The following is a 14761-nucleotide window of genomic DNA, read 5'->3' as shown; positions in this document are numbered from 1 at the left end:
ATCTCAAGGTTTTCACGATGAAGCGCACATTCCAGATCTACCGCTACGACCCGGACAAGGACGCCAAACCCTACATGCAGACCGTCGAGATCGAGCTCGACGGCCACGAGCGCATGCTGCTCGACGCCCTGATGAAGCTGAAGGCGCAGGATCCGACGCTGTCGTTCCGCCGCTCCTGCCGCGAAGGCGTCTGCGGCTCGGACGCGATGAACATCAACGGCAAGAACGGCCTCGCCTGCCTGACCAACATGCTCACGCTCAAGGGCACGATCGTGCTGAAGCCGCTGCCCGGGCTGCCGGTGATCCGCGACCTGATCGTGGACATGACGCAGTTCTTCAAGCAGTACAACTCGATCAAGCCCTACCTGCAGAACGACAGCGTGCCGCCCGAAAAGGAGCGCCTGCAGTCGCCCGAAGAGCGCGATGAGCTGAACGGCCTGTACGAATGCATCCTGTGCGCGAGCTGTTCGACCAGCTGCCCGAGCTTCTGGTGGAACCCCGACAAGTTCGTCGGCCCGGCCGGCCTGCTGCAGGCCTACCGCTTCATCGCCGACAGCCGCGACGAGGCCACCGCCGAACGCCTGGACAACCTCGAAGACCCGTACCGCCTGTTCCGCTGCCACACGATCATGAACTGCGTCGACGTGTGCCCGAAGAACCTGAACCCGACCAAGGCGATCGGCAAGATCAAGGAACTGATGGTGCGCCGCGCCATCTGAACTTTTCAAGACCATGCAATCCGCCACCGACCTCCGGCAGCCGATCAGCGAACGTGCGCTGAGCAAGCTGCGATGGCGCTGCCGGCGAGGCTTGCTTGAAAACGACCTCTTCATCGCGCGCTTCTTCGAGCGGCATGAAGAAGGTCTGACCTGCGGGCAGGCGCAGGCATTGGAGACATTGATGGACCTGTCGGACAACGATCTGCTCGACCTGCTGCTTCGAAGAAAGGAACCCGAGCCCGAATGGGCCGGGGCCGACGTGATCGAACTCCTGCAGTTGATGCGCACCGACGGCGCGCAATCCCAACCCTCCTGAACATTCTTTGAAAGACACTCGCAATGAAAGCATCCGAGACCAAGGCCACCCTGTCGTTCAGCAACGGCGGACAGAACGTCGAGCTGCCGATCTACAAGGGCACCATGGGCCCCGACGTGATCGACATCCGCAAGCTCTATGCCCAGACAGGGATGTTCACCTACGACCCGGGCTTCATGTCGACGGCCTCGTGCGAGTCAGCCATCACCTACATCGACGGCGACAAGGGCGAGCTGCTGTACCGCGGCTACCCGATCGAGCAGCTCGCCACCAACTGCGACTTCCTCGAGACTTGTCATCTGCTGCTGTACGGCGATCTGCCGAACGCGACGCAGAAGGCCGGCTTCACCAAGCTCGTGACCAACCACACGATGGTCAACGAGCAGATGCAGTTCTTCCTGCGCGGTTTCCGCCGCGATGCGCACCCGATGGCCATCATGACCGGCCTGGTCGGCGCGCTGTCGGCCTTCTATCACGACAGCACGGACATCACCAATCCGAAGCACCGCGAGATCGCCGCGATCCGCCTGATCGCGAAGATGCCGACGCTCGTGGCCATGGCCTACAAGTACACGATCGGCCAGCCCTACATGTACCCGAAGAACGACCTCAGCTATGCGGGCAACTTCCTGCACATGATGTTCGCGACGCCCTGCGAGGAATACAAGGTGAGCCCGGTGCTCGAGCGCGCGCTCGACCGGATCTTCATCCTGCATGCCGACCACGAGCAGAACGCCTCGACCTCGACCGTGCGCCTGTGCGGCTCGTCGGGCACCAACCCCTTCGCGGCGATCGCGGCGGGCGTGGCCTGCCTCTGGGGCCCGGCCCACGGCGGCGCCAACGAGGCGGCGCTCAACATGCTCCACGACATCCAGAAGGCCGGCGGCGTCGACAAGATCGGCGAGTTCATCAAGCAGGTCAAGGACAAGAACTCGAACGTCAAGCTGATGGGCTTCGGGCACCGCGTCTACAAGAACTACGATCCGCGCGCCAAGCTGATGCAGGAAACCTGCAGGGAAGTGCTGAGCGAATTGGGCCTCGAGAACGACCCGCTGTTCAAGCTCGCGATGGCGCTCGAGAAGATCGCGCTCGAAGACGAATACTTCGTCTCGCGCAAGCTCTACCCGAACGTCGACTTCTACTCGGGCATCGTGCAGCGCGCGATCGGCATTCCGGTGCCGCTCTTCACCGCGATCTTCGCGCTCGCGCGCACCGTCGGCTGGATCGCCCAGCTCAACGAGATGATCGGCGACCCGGAGTACAAGATCGGCCGTCCGCGCCAGCTCTTCGAAGGCTCGCCCAAGCGCGACGTGCAACCCATCGCCCAGCGCTGAGCCTCGCGTTCGCGCTCAACTCGGAAAGCTGCCCTCGGGCAGCTTTTTTGCGTCTTGGCTGACACGCGGCGCCGGCAAGGGGGGAATAGGCTGCAAGGCACCTCAACGAAGGAGTTCCGCCATGAAGAAACTTGCCGCATTGGTCGCCATTGCATTCACTCTCTCCGTGCCGCTGGCTGGCTGCAACACCTGGAGAGGTGCCGGCCAAGACGTGCAGAAGGCCGGGGAAAAGATGGAGGACGCGGGCAAGAAGAAGCAATGACGACGCACTCGCCCATCGCACGCCGACAGTAATGTCATCGCGCATCGCGATGGCTCCTCCTTAGAAACCGAAGGAAAATACGGGACTCCATCTCCATACGAGATGCCAAGCCCCGTATGACCTCCTCAGAACGCAGCTTCGCCCGCCGCATCGACCTTACGTCGCTGCAGTTGTTCGTGGCCGTCTGCGAGCTCGGCAGCATCGGACGCGCGGCGGAGCGCGAATTCATCGCGGCTTCGGCCATCAGCAAGCGGCTCTCGGATCTCGAAGCCACCCTCGGCACCCCCCTGCTCTATCGCCATGCGCGCGGCGTCGACCTGACACCCGCCGGTGAGAGCCTTCTTCACCACGCGCGCTCGGTGCTCTACAGCCTCGAGAAGATGCAGGGCGAACTGAGCGAATACGCCGACGGCGTGCGCGGCCATGTGCGCGTGCACGCCAACATCTCGGCCATCGTGCAGTTCCTGCCCGAGGACCTCGGCGCTTTCACGCGCGAGCACGACGCGATCAAGATCGACCTGGAAGAGCACCTCAGCAGCGAGGTGGTGCGTGCGGTCCACGAGGGTGCTGCGGACCTCGGCATCTGCCACGTGCCCGAAGGCACGAGCGAACTGCAGAGCCTGCTGTACCGCCACGATTCGCTGGTGCTGATCGTGCCCGCCGGCCATCCGCTGGCGGCGCAGCGCGCGATCGATTTCGCGGACTCGCTCGATGTCGACCACGTCGGCCTGCACACCAACAGCTCGATCTACGTCGCGATGCACCAGGCCGCACTGGCCGCCAATCGCACGATCAAGCTGCGCATTCACGTGACCGGCCTCGACGCCATGTGCCGAATGATCGAGAACGGCCTCGGCATCGGCGTGATGCCGCTGCGCGCCTTCGAGCTGATGCAAGGCGGCATCGGCCGCGGCTTGACGAGCGTGGCGCTGAACGACACCTGGGCGGCGCGCGAGATCCGCCTGGTCGCACGCGATTTCTCGACGCTGCCGGTCGCGGCGCGCATGCTCGTCAAGCACCTGCAGGCGCCGGCCGCGGCGCCCGACCAGCTGGCCGCATAAGACAATCACCCTCCCCACGAAAGAGACCATCACCATGGCACGCACGCTCTACGACAAGCTCTGGGACGAACACGTCGTCCACACCGAGGAAGACGGCACTTCGATCCTCTACATCGACCGCCACCTGGTCCACGAAGTGACCAGCCCGCAGGCCTTCGAGGGGCTGCGCGAAGCCGGCCGCAAGCTGTGGCGCATCAGCTCGGTGGTGGCCACGGCCGACCACAACACGCCGACCACGCACTGGGAGCGCGGCTATGACGGCATCGCCGATCCCGTCAGCCGCGAGCAGATCACCACGCTGGACAGCAACATCTCGGAGTTCGGCGCCGCTGCATTCTTCCCCTTCCTGAGCAAGCGCCAGGGCATCGTGCACGTGATCGGCCCCGAGTCGGGCGCGACGCTGCCGGGCATGACGGTGGTGTGCGGCGATTCGCACACCTCCACGCACGGCGCCTTCGGCGCGCTCGCGCACGGCATCGGCACCAGCGAGGTCGAGCACGTGATGGCCACCCAGACGCTGCTGGCCAAGAAGGCGAAGAACCTGCTCGTCAAGGTGGATGGCAAGCTGGCGCTGGGCTGCACCGCCAAGGACATCGTGCTGGCCATCATCGGCAAGATCGGCACCGCCGGCGGTACCGGCTACACGATCGAATTCGCCGGCTCGGCGATCCGCGATCTGAGCATGGAAGGCCGCATGACGGTGTGCAACATGGCGATCGAGGCCGGTGCGCGCGCCGGGCTGGTGGCGGTGGACGAGAAGACCATCGCCTACGTCAAGGGTCGCCCGCTCGCGCCCACGGGCGTCGAATGGGACCAGGCCGTCGCCTACTGGAAGACGCTGCAATCTGACGCCGATGCGCACTTCGATGCCGTGGTCGAACTCGACGCCGCGCAGATCAAGCCGCAAGTCACCTGGGGCACCTCACCCGAGATGGTGGTGCCGGTGGACGGCCGCGTGCCCGATCCGGACAAGGAAAAGGACGCCAACAAGCGCGGCGCCATCGAGCGCGCGCTGACCTACATGGGTCTGGAGCCGAACAAGCCGATGAACGACATCCTCATCGACAAGGTGTTCATCGGCTCCTGCACCAACAGCCGCATCGAGGACATGCGCGAAGCCGCGGCGATGGTCAAGAAGTTGGGCCAGAAGGTCGCCAAGAACGTCAAGCTCGCGATGGTCGTTCCGGGCTCCGGCCTCGTGAAGGAACAGGCCGAGCGCGAAGGGTTGGACCAGATCTTCAAGGCCGCGGGCTTCGAATGGCGCGAGCCGGGCTGCTCGATGTGCCTGGCGATGAACGCCGACCGGCTGGAGCCCGGCGAGCGCTGCGCCTCCACCAGCAACCGCAACTTCGAAGGCCGGCAGGGTGCCGGCGGCCGCACCCACCTGGTGAGCCCGGCCATGGCCGCCGCCGCCGCGGTGCACGGCCATTTCGTCGACGTCCGCCAATTCGCCTGAGGAGCCAGACACCATGCAGAAATTCACCGTGCACAAGGGCCTCGTGGCGCCGATGGACCGCGAGAACGTCGACACCGACGCGATCATTCCCAAGCAGTTCCTGAAGTCGATCAGGAAGACCGGTTTCGGCCCCAACCTGTTCGACGCCTGGCGCTACCTCGATCCGGGCGAGCCGGGCCAGGATCCGAAGTCGCGCAAGCCGAACCCCGACTTCGTGCTGAACCAGCCGCGCTATGCGGGCGCCTCGATCCTGCTCGCACGCCAGAACTTCGGCTGCGGCTCGTCGCGCGAGCATGCACCGTGGGCGCTCGACCAGTACGGCTTTCGCGCCATCATCGCGCCGAGCTACGCGGACATCTTCTTCAACAACAGCTTCAAGAACGGCCTGCTGCCGATCGTGCTGAGCGAGTCGCAGGTCGCCCAGCTCTTCGACGAGACCTTCGCCTTCCCGGGCTACAGCCTCACCATCGATCTCGAGCGGCAGGTGATCGTCAAGCCCGACGGCAGCGAACTGGCCTTCGAGGTCCAGGCCTTCCGCAAGTACTGCCTGATCAACGGCCTGGACGACATCGGCCTGACGCTGCGCCACAAAGACAAGATCAAGGCCTTCGAGGCCGAGCGCCTGGCGCAGAAGCCCTGGCTCAGCCACCAGCTGATCGCCTGACCCCTTCCACTTCTTCAGAACAACTTCATGAAAATCGCAGTTCTTCCCGGTGACGGCATCGGCACCGAAATCGTCGCCGAGGCCATCCGCGTGCTCGACACGCTCGACCTCTCCTTCGAAATGGAATCGGCCCTGGTCGGCGGCGCGGCCTACGAGGCCCACGGCCACCCGCTGCCCGAGGCCACGCTCAAGCTGGCCAAGGAAGCGGATGCCGTGCTGTTCGGCGCCGTCGGCGACTGGAAGTACGACAAGCTGGAACGCTCGCTGCGCCCCGAGCAGGCCATCCTGGGCCTGCGCAAGAACCTCGGCCTGTTCGCCAACTTGCGTCCGGCGATCTGCTACGAGCAGCTGGTCGGCGCCTCGAGCCTGAAGCCCGAGCTGATCGCGGGTCTCGACATCCTGATCATCCGCGAGCTCACCGGCGACATCTATTTCGGCCAGCCGCGCGGCCGCCGCACCGCTGTCGACGGCCACTTCCCCGGCGCCGAGGAGGCCTTCGACACCATGCGCTATTCGCGCCCCGAGGTCGAGCGCATCGCCCACGTCGCCTTCCAGGCCGCGCGCAAGCGCAGCAAGCGCGTGACCAGCGTCGACAAGGCCAACGTGCTCGAAACCTTCCAGTTCTGGAAGGACATCGTGACCGAGGTGGGCAAGGAATACCCCGACGTCGAACTCGACCACATGTACGTCGACAACGCCGCGATGCAGTTGGTCAAGGCACCCAAGAAATTCGACGTGGTGGTCACCGGCAACATGTTCGGCGACATCCTGTCCGACGAGGCCGCCATGCTGACGGGCTCGATCGGCATGCTGCCCTCGGCCTCGCTCAACGCCGGCAACCAGGGCCTCTACGAACCCAGCCACGGCAGCGCGCCCGACATTGCCGGCAAAGGGGTTGCCAATCCTTTGGCTACAATCCTGTCCGCTGCCATGATGCTCCGCTTTTCCCTGAACCAGCCCGAGGCTGCCGACCGTATCGAGTCGGCGGTCAAGCACGTGCTGGCCCAGGGTTTGCGTACGGCAGACATCTGGTCCGCGGGCACGACCAAGGTGGGCACCCGCGAGATGGGCGACGCCGTGGTGGCAGCCATCACCAAAAAGACGATTACCGGCTAACCGCAGCCCGCTTCGTCATGCCCTCCCCCCGGCTCTGACGAGCCGGGCGCAAAGAAAAGACAACTTTCTTTTTTTCACAAGGGCAAACTGAAAATGGCGAACGCAACTCAACCTCTGGTCGGTCTCGTAGGCTGGCGCGGCATGGTCGGCTCGGTCCTCATGGACCGCATGCAGGCCGAAGGCGACTTCGGACTGATCGAGCCGCTTTTCTTCTCGACCTCCAATGCCGGCGGCAAGGCCCCGGCGATGGCCAAGAACGAGACCACGCTGAAGGACGCGCACGACATCGAGGCGCTCCGGAAGTGCGACATCGTCATCACCGCCCAGGGCGGCGACTACACCAGCGCGGTCTTTCCCAAGCTGCGCGCCGCGGGCTGGAACGGCCACTGGATCGACGCCGCCTCCACCCTGCGCATGAACGATGACGCGATCATCGTGCTCGATCCGGTCAACCTGCCGGTGATCCAGAAGGCGCTCGCCAAGGGCGGCAAGAACTGGATCGGCGGCAACTGCACCGTGAGCTGCATGCTGATGGGCGTGGGTGCTCTCTACAAGGCCGGCCTGGTCGAGTGGATGACCAGCATGACCTACCAGGCCGCTTCCGGCGGCGGCGCGCAGCACATGCGCGAGCTGCTCACGCAGTTCGGCTCGATCAACGGCGAAGTGCGCGCGCTCCTGGACGATCCGAAGTCGGCCATCCTCGAGATCGACCGCAAGGTGCTGGCCAAGCAGCAGTCGCTGAGCGCGGCCGAGACGGCCAACTTCGGCGCACCACTCGGCGGCAGCCTGATTCCTTGGATCGACAAGGATCTCGGCGACGGCATCAGCAAGGAAGAGTGGAAGGCCGGCGCCGAAACCAACAAGATCCTCGGTCAGGGCGCAGGCTTCGGAACGGCTGCGACGCCGGTCGACGGCTTCTGCGTGCGCATCGGCGCGATGCGCTGCCACAGCCAGGCGCTGACATTCAAGCTCAAGAAGGATGTGCCGGTCGCCGACATCGAAGCGCTGATCGCGGCCGACAACGACTGGGTCAAGGTGGTGCCGAACAACCGCGAAGCCACGCTCAAGGACCTGACGCCGGTCGCAGTGACTGGCACCATGAGCATCCCGGTCGGCCGCGTGCGCAAGCTCGCGATGGGCCCCGAATACGTCGGCGCATTTACCATCGGCGACCAGTTGCTGTGGGGTGCGGCGGAGCCGCTGCGCCGCATGCTGCGCATCCTGCTCGAGGCTTGAAGCGATGTCGGGCGCCCTTCCGGACGCCCGACGTTGCGGTGCCGCAACGCAGAAAGCGCTCCGAAGTTGGTGCGCACTGGGTAGATAAGGCCTGTCGCCTTGTCAGTGCGGGGTGATGATGTTAACGTCCTCTTACACTTTTGGGCCGAGCTGCCCCCTACCAGCATGACACGACACCCGTTGCCTGCGGCCCGCCTCCCGGCCACTTGCCCGACTCCGACGATTTCAGGTCGGTGCCAGCTCTCACTTCTCAGCGTCGCGGTCGCCTTGGCCCTGGGCGCGATCAGCACCGACGCGGCCGCCCTGGCGCTCGGGCGGCTCAATGTGCAATCGGCCTTGGGTGAACCGCTCAGGGCCGAAATCGAGGTCACCGAAATCACGGCGGCCGAGGCTGACGGCCTGAAAGTCCGCATTGCCCCGGCGGACGCATTCAACGCCGCCGGCGTCCCCTACAACCCGGCCTTGGCGGATGTGCGGACCAACCTGCAGCGCCGCGCCGACGGCCGTTATGTGGTGCGGCTGAGCAGCAATCGCATGCTCAGCGAGCCCTTCATCGACTTGCTGCTCGAAGCGACCTGGAACTCCGGCCGCGTCGTGCGCGACTACACGGTGCTGCTCGACCCGCCCAAGAGCCGAACCGCAACGGCCGCCGCGCCGATCGCCCCAGCTGCACCGCAGATCACCGCGCCTTCGCAGCGCACCGCTCCCGCCGTCGTGCAGGCCCCGGCCCGCCGCGAACGCCCCGCGCCCGCCGCTGCGGCCCCGGCAGCCCCGACGCAAGCCGACAGCGCGGTGCGTACCGGCAGCGGCGACCAGCAGGTGACCGTGCAGCCCGGCGATACCGCCAGCAAGATCGCTGGCGCTTACAAATCGGCCGACGTGTCGCTCGACCAGATGCTGGTGGCGCTGCTGCGCGCCAATCCCGACGCTTTCATCGGCGGCAATGTCAACCGCATCAAGGCCGGTGCCGTGCTCGATGTGCCGAGCGCAGCGCAAGCCAGCAGCGTGCCGGCCCCCGAAGCCCGGAGCACCGTGACCGCGCAAAGCCGCGATTTCGGCGAGTACCGCCGGCGCCTGGCCGAGAACGCACCGGCTTCGCGCGTCGCCGAGGCAGACCGCCAGGCTTCGGGCAAGCTGCAGGCCAACGTCGAGGATCGCAACGCCGCAAGTGCAGCCGCTGACAAGCTCAAGATCACCCAAGGCGGCGCAGTCGCCGGCCGGCAGACCGAAGAACAGCTGGCCAAGGCCCGCCAAGCCCAGGACAGCAGCACGCGCGTTGCCGAGCTGTCCAAGAACATCAGCGAACTGAACAAGCTGCAGGCCGCGAGCGGATCGCCCACAACGGCCGGCAGCACCGCGCCAGCCGCAGCGCCAGCACCGGTTGCGCCTGCACCTTCGGCGGCTGCGCCGGCCGCGACCCCGCCCACGACGGGCTCGACCCCCGCTCCCACTGCTGCCGCGCCTGCAGCCAGCCCGGCCATCCCCGCCCTGCCGGCCGCTGTCGCACCCGCCGCAACGGCCGCGGCGGATGCCCCGGCAACGCCGCCGGCTGCTACGACGACGCCCCCCGAAGCCGCGGCTTCCGCAGCCGCGCCCGCAGCGGTGCCTGCCCCAGCGGCCGCCGCCAAGCCCAAGCCGCCCGCACCTGCACCTGCGCCGGTGGAACGCAGCTTCTTCGACGAATTGCTCGACAACCCCATCATGCTGGGCGCGGCTGCGCTGATCGCGCTCCTGGTCGGCTTCCTGCTCTACCGCGTGCTCGGCCGCAAGCGCCGCGACGCCAACGACAGCGTGTTCCTCGAGAGCCGCATTCCCAAGGACTCCTTCTTCGGCGCCAGCGGCGGCGAATCGGTGGACACCAAGAACCGCGGCAACTCGGTCGTGTCCTCGCTGTCGTACTCGCCGAGCCAGCTCGACGCCGGTGATGTCGATCCGGTGGCCGAAGCCGACGTTTACCTGGCCTATGGACGCGATCTGCAGGCCGAGGAAATCCTGCGCGAAGCGCTGCGCGTCAACCCGGAGCGCACTGCCATCCATCTGAAGCTGCTCGAAATCCACGCCAAGCGGCGCGACCTGCGCGCCTACGAAGCGCTGGCCTCCGACGTGCACAAGCTGACCGGCGGCACCGGTGCCGACTGGAACCGCGTGGTCGAACTGGGCAAGGACCTGGATCCGGGCAACCCGCTGTACGAATCGGGTGGTCGCGGCGTCTCGGCCGCAGAGACCGCCGCCTTCGCCGGCACGCTGGCCGCGGCAACCGCGACCCCGCCTGCTCCCGCACCGGCAACGAGCCCCGTGGCAAAACCCGTTGTCGCGGCCGCGCCGCCGCCGGCCTTCGTGCCGTCCGTCGCGCCGCTCGATTTCGACCTCGACTTGAGCAAGCCGCCGGCACCTGCGCCGGCTGCTGCGGCGCCGGTCAACGCCACCCTTCCGGCCGCGCGCAACGGGGCTGAGAATGCCGCAGCGCCATCGCTGGTCAAGTACAGCGCACCACTCGCTTCGAGCGCCAAGATCGATCTCAACAACGACTTCGACACCGCGCCCGGCGCGCTGGAGCCGAACACGGCACGCGCGCCGCTGAACACGGAGGAGGAGTTCACGCAGCCCGCGACCCTGCGCGCCGGTCTCCCCGGCGACTCCGGCTTCATCGAATTCGACATGAGTTCGATGGCCGGCCTGTCGGGCCGCAGCCCTGCCGACACCGAGCGCGGCCGCCTGGAGCCGGTCGAGGACAGCGGCGAAAGCCCGCATGCCATCAAGCTTTCGCTGGCGCGCGAACTGAAGGCGCTGGGCGACGTCGAAGGTGCGCGCTCGTTGGTCGAGGAAGTGGCTTCCGAGGGCTCGGGCGAGGTCAAGGCCGAAGCCAAGCAACTGCTCGGCCAGTTGCGCTGAACGGCCGTGCGGCCGCCGATCCCGCGGTGAGGCTGGCCCTCGGCATCCGCTACAACGGTCAAGCCTACGACGGCTGGCAGAGCCAGCCATCGCGCCGTACCGTTCAGGACAAGCTGGAAGATGCGCTCGGCCACTTCGCCGCTCAGCCCATCTCCACGCTCTGCGCGGGGCGCACCGATGCTGGTGTCCATGCCCTGATGCAAGTGGTGCACTTCGATACCTCCGTCGAGCGCGCACCCTTCTCCTGGGTGCGGGGCACCAACCGTTTTCTTCCCGACGACATCGCGGTGCAATGGGCGCAGCCGGTGCCCGACCAGTTCCACTGCCGCGCCAGCGCGCTCGCCCGGCGCTACCTGTACGTACTGTCGCAGTCCCCGGTGCGCCCGAGCCTGGATGCGGGCCGCGTGGGCTGGTCCATGTACGAACTCGACGGCGACGCGATGCGTGCCGCGGCTGCGATGCTGGTGGGCCGGCACGATTTCAGCTCCTTTCGCGCCTCGGCCTGCCAGGCGCGTTCGCCGGTCAAGGATTTGCGGCGCATCGACATCACGCGGCACGGCGACGCCGATCGCTGCCGCTGGCACTTCGAGTTCGAGGCTGACGCCTTCCTGCATCACATGATCCGCAACATCATGGGCAGCCTGGTGCGCATCGGCCGGGGCGACGCGCCTCCGGAATGGATGCGCGACGTGCTGGAGGCGCGCAGCCGCGTAGTGGCCGCTCCGACTTTTTCGCCGAACGGCCTCTACTTCCTGGGGCCGCTCTATGCTGCCGGATGGGGGCTTCCGCCGGAGGCGACGATGCAGAACACCGGCGCTGCGTATGATGGTCCGCCATGAGTTCCGCCCCGTCCGCCACGCGCACGCGAATCAAGATCTGCGGGCTGACGCGCGAGCAGGACGTGGATGCCGCGGTCGATGCCGGTGCCGATGCCGTGGGTTTCGTGCTCTATCCGGCCAGCCCCCGCGCGGTGACGGCGGAACGCGCCAGCCGGCTGGCCTCGCGGCTGCCGCCCTTCATGACGCCGGTGCTGCTTTTCGTCAACGAGCTTGTGGCCCAAGCCGCGGCCTCGCTGGCCGGCGTCCCGGGTTCCATGGCCCAGTTCCATGGCGACGAGACGCCCGATCAATGCTGGGAAGCCAGCGGCCGCGGCGCCCACCGCTTCATGCGCGCGGCCCGTATTCCGCTGGGCGCGGCCGGAGCGGGCTTCGACCTCGTAAAATACGCGTCCGATTACTCCCGCGCCCACGCCATCCTGCTCGACGCCCATGTCGAAGCCTATGGCGGTGGCGGCAAGGCATTCGATTGGTCACATCTTCCACCCGCCGTCGACGCTCACCTCGTCTTGAGTGGTGGGCTCACACCTGCAAACGTGGGCGATGGCATTCGCCAGTTGCGCACGGCAGCCAAGTCGCTGTCCGTTGACGTGAGCTCCGGCGTCGAGGCCTCCAAAGGCATCAAGGACGCCGTGAAGATCCGCGAATTCGTGGCCGCCGTGCGTGCGGCCGATGCCCTCAGTTAGCTGGCTGCCGACCTCGATCGAAGGGGGCAGCCGGCCCCACCGATCGAGACCATGAACACCTACCAGCAACCCGACGCCAGCGGCCATTTCGGCATCTACGGCGGCACCTTCGCCAGCGAAACGCTGACCCACGCGATCAACGAATTGCGCGACGCCTACGCGAAGTACAAGGACGACCCGCAGTTCCAGGCCGAGTTCCATCACGAACTCGCGCACTTCGTGGGCCGGCCCTCGCCGATCTACCACGCCGCGCGCACCAGCCGCGAAATGGGCGGCGCGCAGATCTACCTCAAGCGCGAAGACCTGAACCACACCGGCGCGCACAAGGTCAACAACACCATCGGCCAGGCCATGCTCGCCAAGCGCATGGGCAAGCCGCGTGTGATCGCCGAAACCGGCGCCGGCCAGCACGGCGTGGCCACCGCCACCATCTGCGCGCGCTACGGGCTCGAATGCGTGGTCTACATGGGAAGCCAGGACGTCAAGCGCCAGAGCCCCAACGTCTACCGCATGAACCTGCTCGGGGCGACCGTGGTCCCCGTGGAATCGGGCAGCAAGACACTGAAGGACGCGCTCAACGAAGCGATGCGCGACTGGGTCACCAACGTCGAGAACACCTTCTACATCATCGGCACCGTCGCCGGCCCGCATCCCTACCCCACCATGGTGCGCGACTTCCAGAGCGTCATCGGCACCGAGTGCATCGAACAGATGCCCGCCATGCTGGCGGCCCAGGGCATCACCGGCGAGGCCGAAGGCCGGCAGCCCGACGTGGTGGTCGCCTGCGTGGGCGGCGGCAGCAATGCCATCGGCATCTTCCATCCCTACATTCCCTTCGCGGACACGCGCCTCATCGGGGTGGAAGCGGCGGGCGAAGGCCTGGACAGCGGCAAGCACGCGGCCTCGATCCTGCGCGGCAGCCCCGGCGTGCTGCACGGCAACCGCACCTACCTGCTGCAGAACGAGGACGGCCAGGTCACCGAGACCCACAGCATCAGCGCAGGCCTCGACTACCCCGGTGTCGGTCCCGAGCATGCCTACCTGGCCGACATCGGCCGCGCCGAATACGTGGGCATCACCGATGCCGAGGCCCTCGAAGCCTTCCACTACCTGTGCCGCACCGAAGGCATCATTCCCGCGCTCGAATCGAGCCACGCGTTCGCCTACGCGATGAAGCTCGCGAAGACCATGCGCCCCGACCAGTCGATCCTGGTCAACCTCTCGGGCCGCGGCGACAAGGACATCGGCACGGTGGCCGACCTCTCGGGCGTCGACTTCTACGACCGGCCATCGATGCGCGGTTTGAGCGTGAAGGGAGGCCGGGCATGAGCCGCATCGCCGCCACCTTCGAAGGCCTTCAAAAAGACGGCCGCAGAGCTTTGATTCCCTACGTCACGGCCGGTTTTCCCTTTGCCGACATTACGCCCGAACTCATGCACGGCATGGTCGAAGCGGGCGCCGACGTGATCGAGCTCGGCGTACCCTTCTCCGACCCGATGGCCGACGGGCCGGTGATCCAGGCGGCCGGCGAAGCCGCGCTGGCGCTGGGCATCGGCATGAAGCAGGTGCTGGCCATGGTGGCCGCTTTCCGGCAGAAAAACGACGCCACGCCGGTGGTGCTGATGGGCTACGCCAATCCGGTCGAGCGCTACGACGGCGTGCACGGCAAGGGCAGCTTCATCCGCGACGCGGCAGCCGCCGGCGTGGACGGCCTGCTGGTGGTCGATTACCCGCCCGAGGAATGCGAAGACTTCGCCGCCGAGCTTCAGGCGCACGGCATCGACCTCATCTTCCTGCTGGCCCCGACCAGCACCAGCGAGCGCATGGAACAGGTCGGCCGCATCGCCACCGGCTATGTCTACTACGTCTCACTCAAGGGCGTGACCGGTGCCGGCCACCTCGACACCGAGGCGGTCGGACGGATGATTCCGCGCATCCGCGAGCACGTGAAGCTGCCGGTGGGCGTGGGCTTCGGCATCCGCGATGCGCGCAGCGCGCAGGCGGTCGGCTCCACGGCCGATGCGGTCGTGATCGGCACCCGCATCATCCAGCTGATCGAGGGCCAGCCGCGCGACCAGGTGGTGCCGCGGGTACGCAGATTCCTCGCCGAAATCCGCGAGGCGCTCGACGCCTTGCCGGCCGCCACGCCCAAGAACGCGGCTGGCCGATAATCCCGCCAACAC

The 14761-nt window shown here is 66.7% G+C and carries 14 protein-coding genes; all 14 read left to right on the top strand.

The genetic code is table 11. The annotated features are described in order from the left end of the window. The first annotated feature begins 17 nt into the window (after positions 1 to 17). Complete coding sequence (locus tag ACSQ89_RS07485) at positions 18 to 719, top strand: succinate dehydrogenase iron-sulfur subunit (protein WP_093106509.1); 702 nt, start codon at positions 18 to 20, stop codon at positions 717 to 719. 13 nt (positions 720 to 732) lie between these two features. Then, complete coding sequence (locus ACSQ89_RS07480; protein WP_093106511.1) at positions 733 to 1035, top strand: succinate dehydrogenase assembly factor 2; 303 nt, start codon at positions 733 to 735, stop codon at positions 1033 to 1035. Between the two features lie 23 nt (positions 1036 to 1058). Then, positions 1059 to 2369 (top strand): citrate synthase, encoded by a 1311-nt coding sequence (gene gltA / locus ACSQ89_RS07475; RefSeq protein WP_093106514.1) that lies wholly within the window; start codon positions 1059 to 1061, stop codon positions 2367 to 2369. Between the two features lie 121 nt (positions 2370 to 2490). Beyond that, a complete protein-coding gene (locus ACSQ89_RS07470) occupies positions 2491 to 2631 on the top strand; it encodes an entericidin A/B family lipoprotein (protein ID WP_093106516.1) in 141 nt (46 codons plus the stop codon). 116 nt (positions 2632 to 2747) lie between these two features. Further along, the gene (locus ACSQ89_RS07465; RefSeq protein WP_436292612.1) at positions 2748 to 3692 is read left to right on the top strand and encodes a LysR substrate-binding domain-containing protein; all 945 of its coding nucleotides are present in this window, start codon (positions 2748 to 2750) and stop codon (positions 3690 to 3692) included. A 34-nt stretch (positions 3693 to 3726) separates the two neighbouring features. Then, positions 3727 to 5148, top strand: coding sequence for a 3-isopropylmalate dehydratase large subunit (gene leuC / locus ACSQ89_RS07460; protein WP_093106522.1), 1422 nt, complete (start codon positions 3727 to 3729; stop codon positions 5146 to 5148). A gap of 13 nt (positions 5149 to 5161) precedes the next feature. Then, positions 5162 to 5812 carry a 3-isopropylmalate dehydratase small subunit gene (gene leuD, locus ACSQ89_RS07455; protein WP_093106524.1) on the top strand — a complete coding sequence of 217 codons (651 nt, stop codon included), beginning with the start codon at positions 5162 to 5164 and terminating at the stop codon, positions 5810 to 5812. Positions 5813 to 5839: 27 nt separating this feature from the next. Beyond that, positions 5840 to 6928 carry a 3-isopropylmalate dehydrogenase gene (gene leuB, locus ACSQ89_RS07450; RefSeq protein ID WP_436292611.1) on the top strand — a complete coding sequence of 363 codons (1089 nt, stop codon included), beginning with the start codon at positions 5840 to 5842 and terminating at the stop codon, positions 6926 to 6928. A gap of 93 nt (positions 6929 to 7021) precedes the next feature. Beyond that, entirely contained in the window at positions 7022 to 8164 is a 1143-nt protein-coding gene (asd, locus tag ACSQ89_RS07445; protein WP_436292610.1) for an aspartate-semialdehyde dehydrogenase, read from the top strand. 267 nt (positions 8165 to 8431) lie between these two features. Beyond that, positions 8432 to 11056, top strand: coding sequence for a FimV/HubP family polar landmark protein (locus ACSQ89_RS07440; protein WP_436292609.1), 2625 nt, complete (start codon positions 8432 to 8434; stop codon positions 11054 to 11056). A gap of 26 nt (positions 11057 to 11082) precedes the next feature. Beyond that, positions 11083 to 11895, top strand: a complete 813-nt coding sequence (gene truA, locus ACSQ89_RS07435) for a tRNA pseudouridine(38-40) synthase TruA (RefSeq protein ID WP_436292608.1) — start codon at positions 11083 to 11085, stop codon at positions 11893 to 11895. Then, positions 11892 to 12578, top strand: coding sequence for a phosphoribosylanthranilate isomerase (locus tag ACSQ89_RS07430; protein WP_093106538.1), 687 nt, complete (start codon positions 11892 to 11894; stop codon positions 12576 to 12578). Before truA ends, ACSQ89_RS07430 begins: the two co-directional genes overlap by 4 nt. 51 nt (positions 12579 to 12629) lie before the next feature. Next, positions 12630 to 13907 carry a tryptophan synthase subunit beta gene (gene trpB / locus ACSQ89_RS07425; protein WP_093106540.1) on the top strand — a complete coding sequence of 426 codons (1278 nt, stop codon included), beginning with the start codon at positions 12630 to 12632 and terminating at the stop codon, positions 13905 to 13907. Further along, positions 13904 to 14749, top strand: a complete 846-nt coding sequence (gene trpA, locus ACSQ89_RS07420; RefSeq protein WP_093106543.1) for a tryptophan synthase subunit alpha — start codon at positions 13904 to 13906, stop codon at positions 14747 to 14749. Before trpB ends, trpA begins: the two co-directional genes overlap by 4 nt. Positions 14750 to 14761 lie beyond the last annotated feature (12 nt).

It is taken from the genome of Variovorax sp. LjRoot175, from assembly GCF_964253805.1.
GTDB lineage: Bacteria > Pseudomonadota > Gammaproteobacteria > Burkholderiales > Burkholderiaceae_C > Variovorax.
This window is presented reverse-complemented; position numbering and strand designations above follow the sequence as displayed.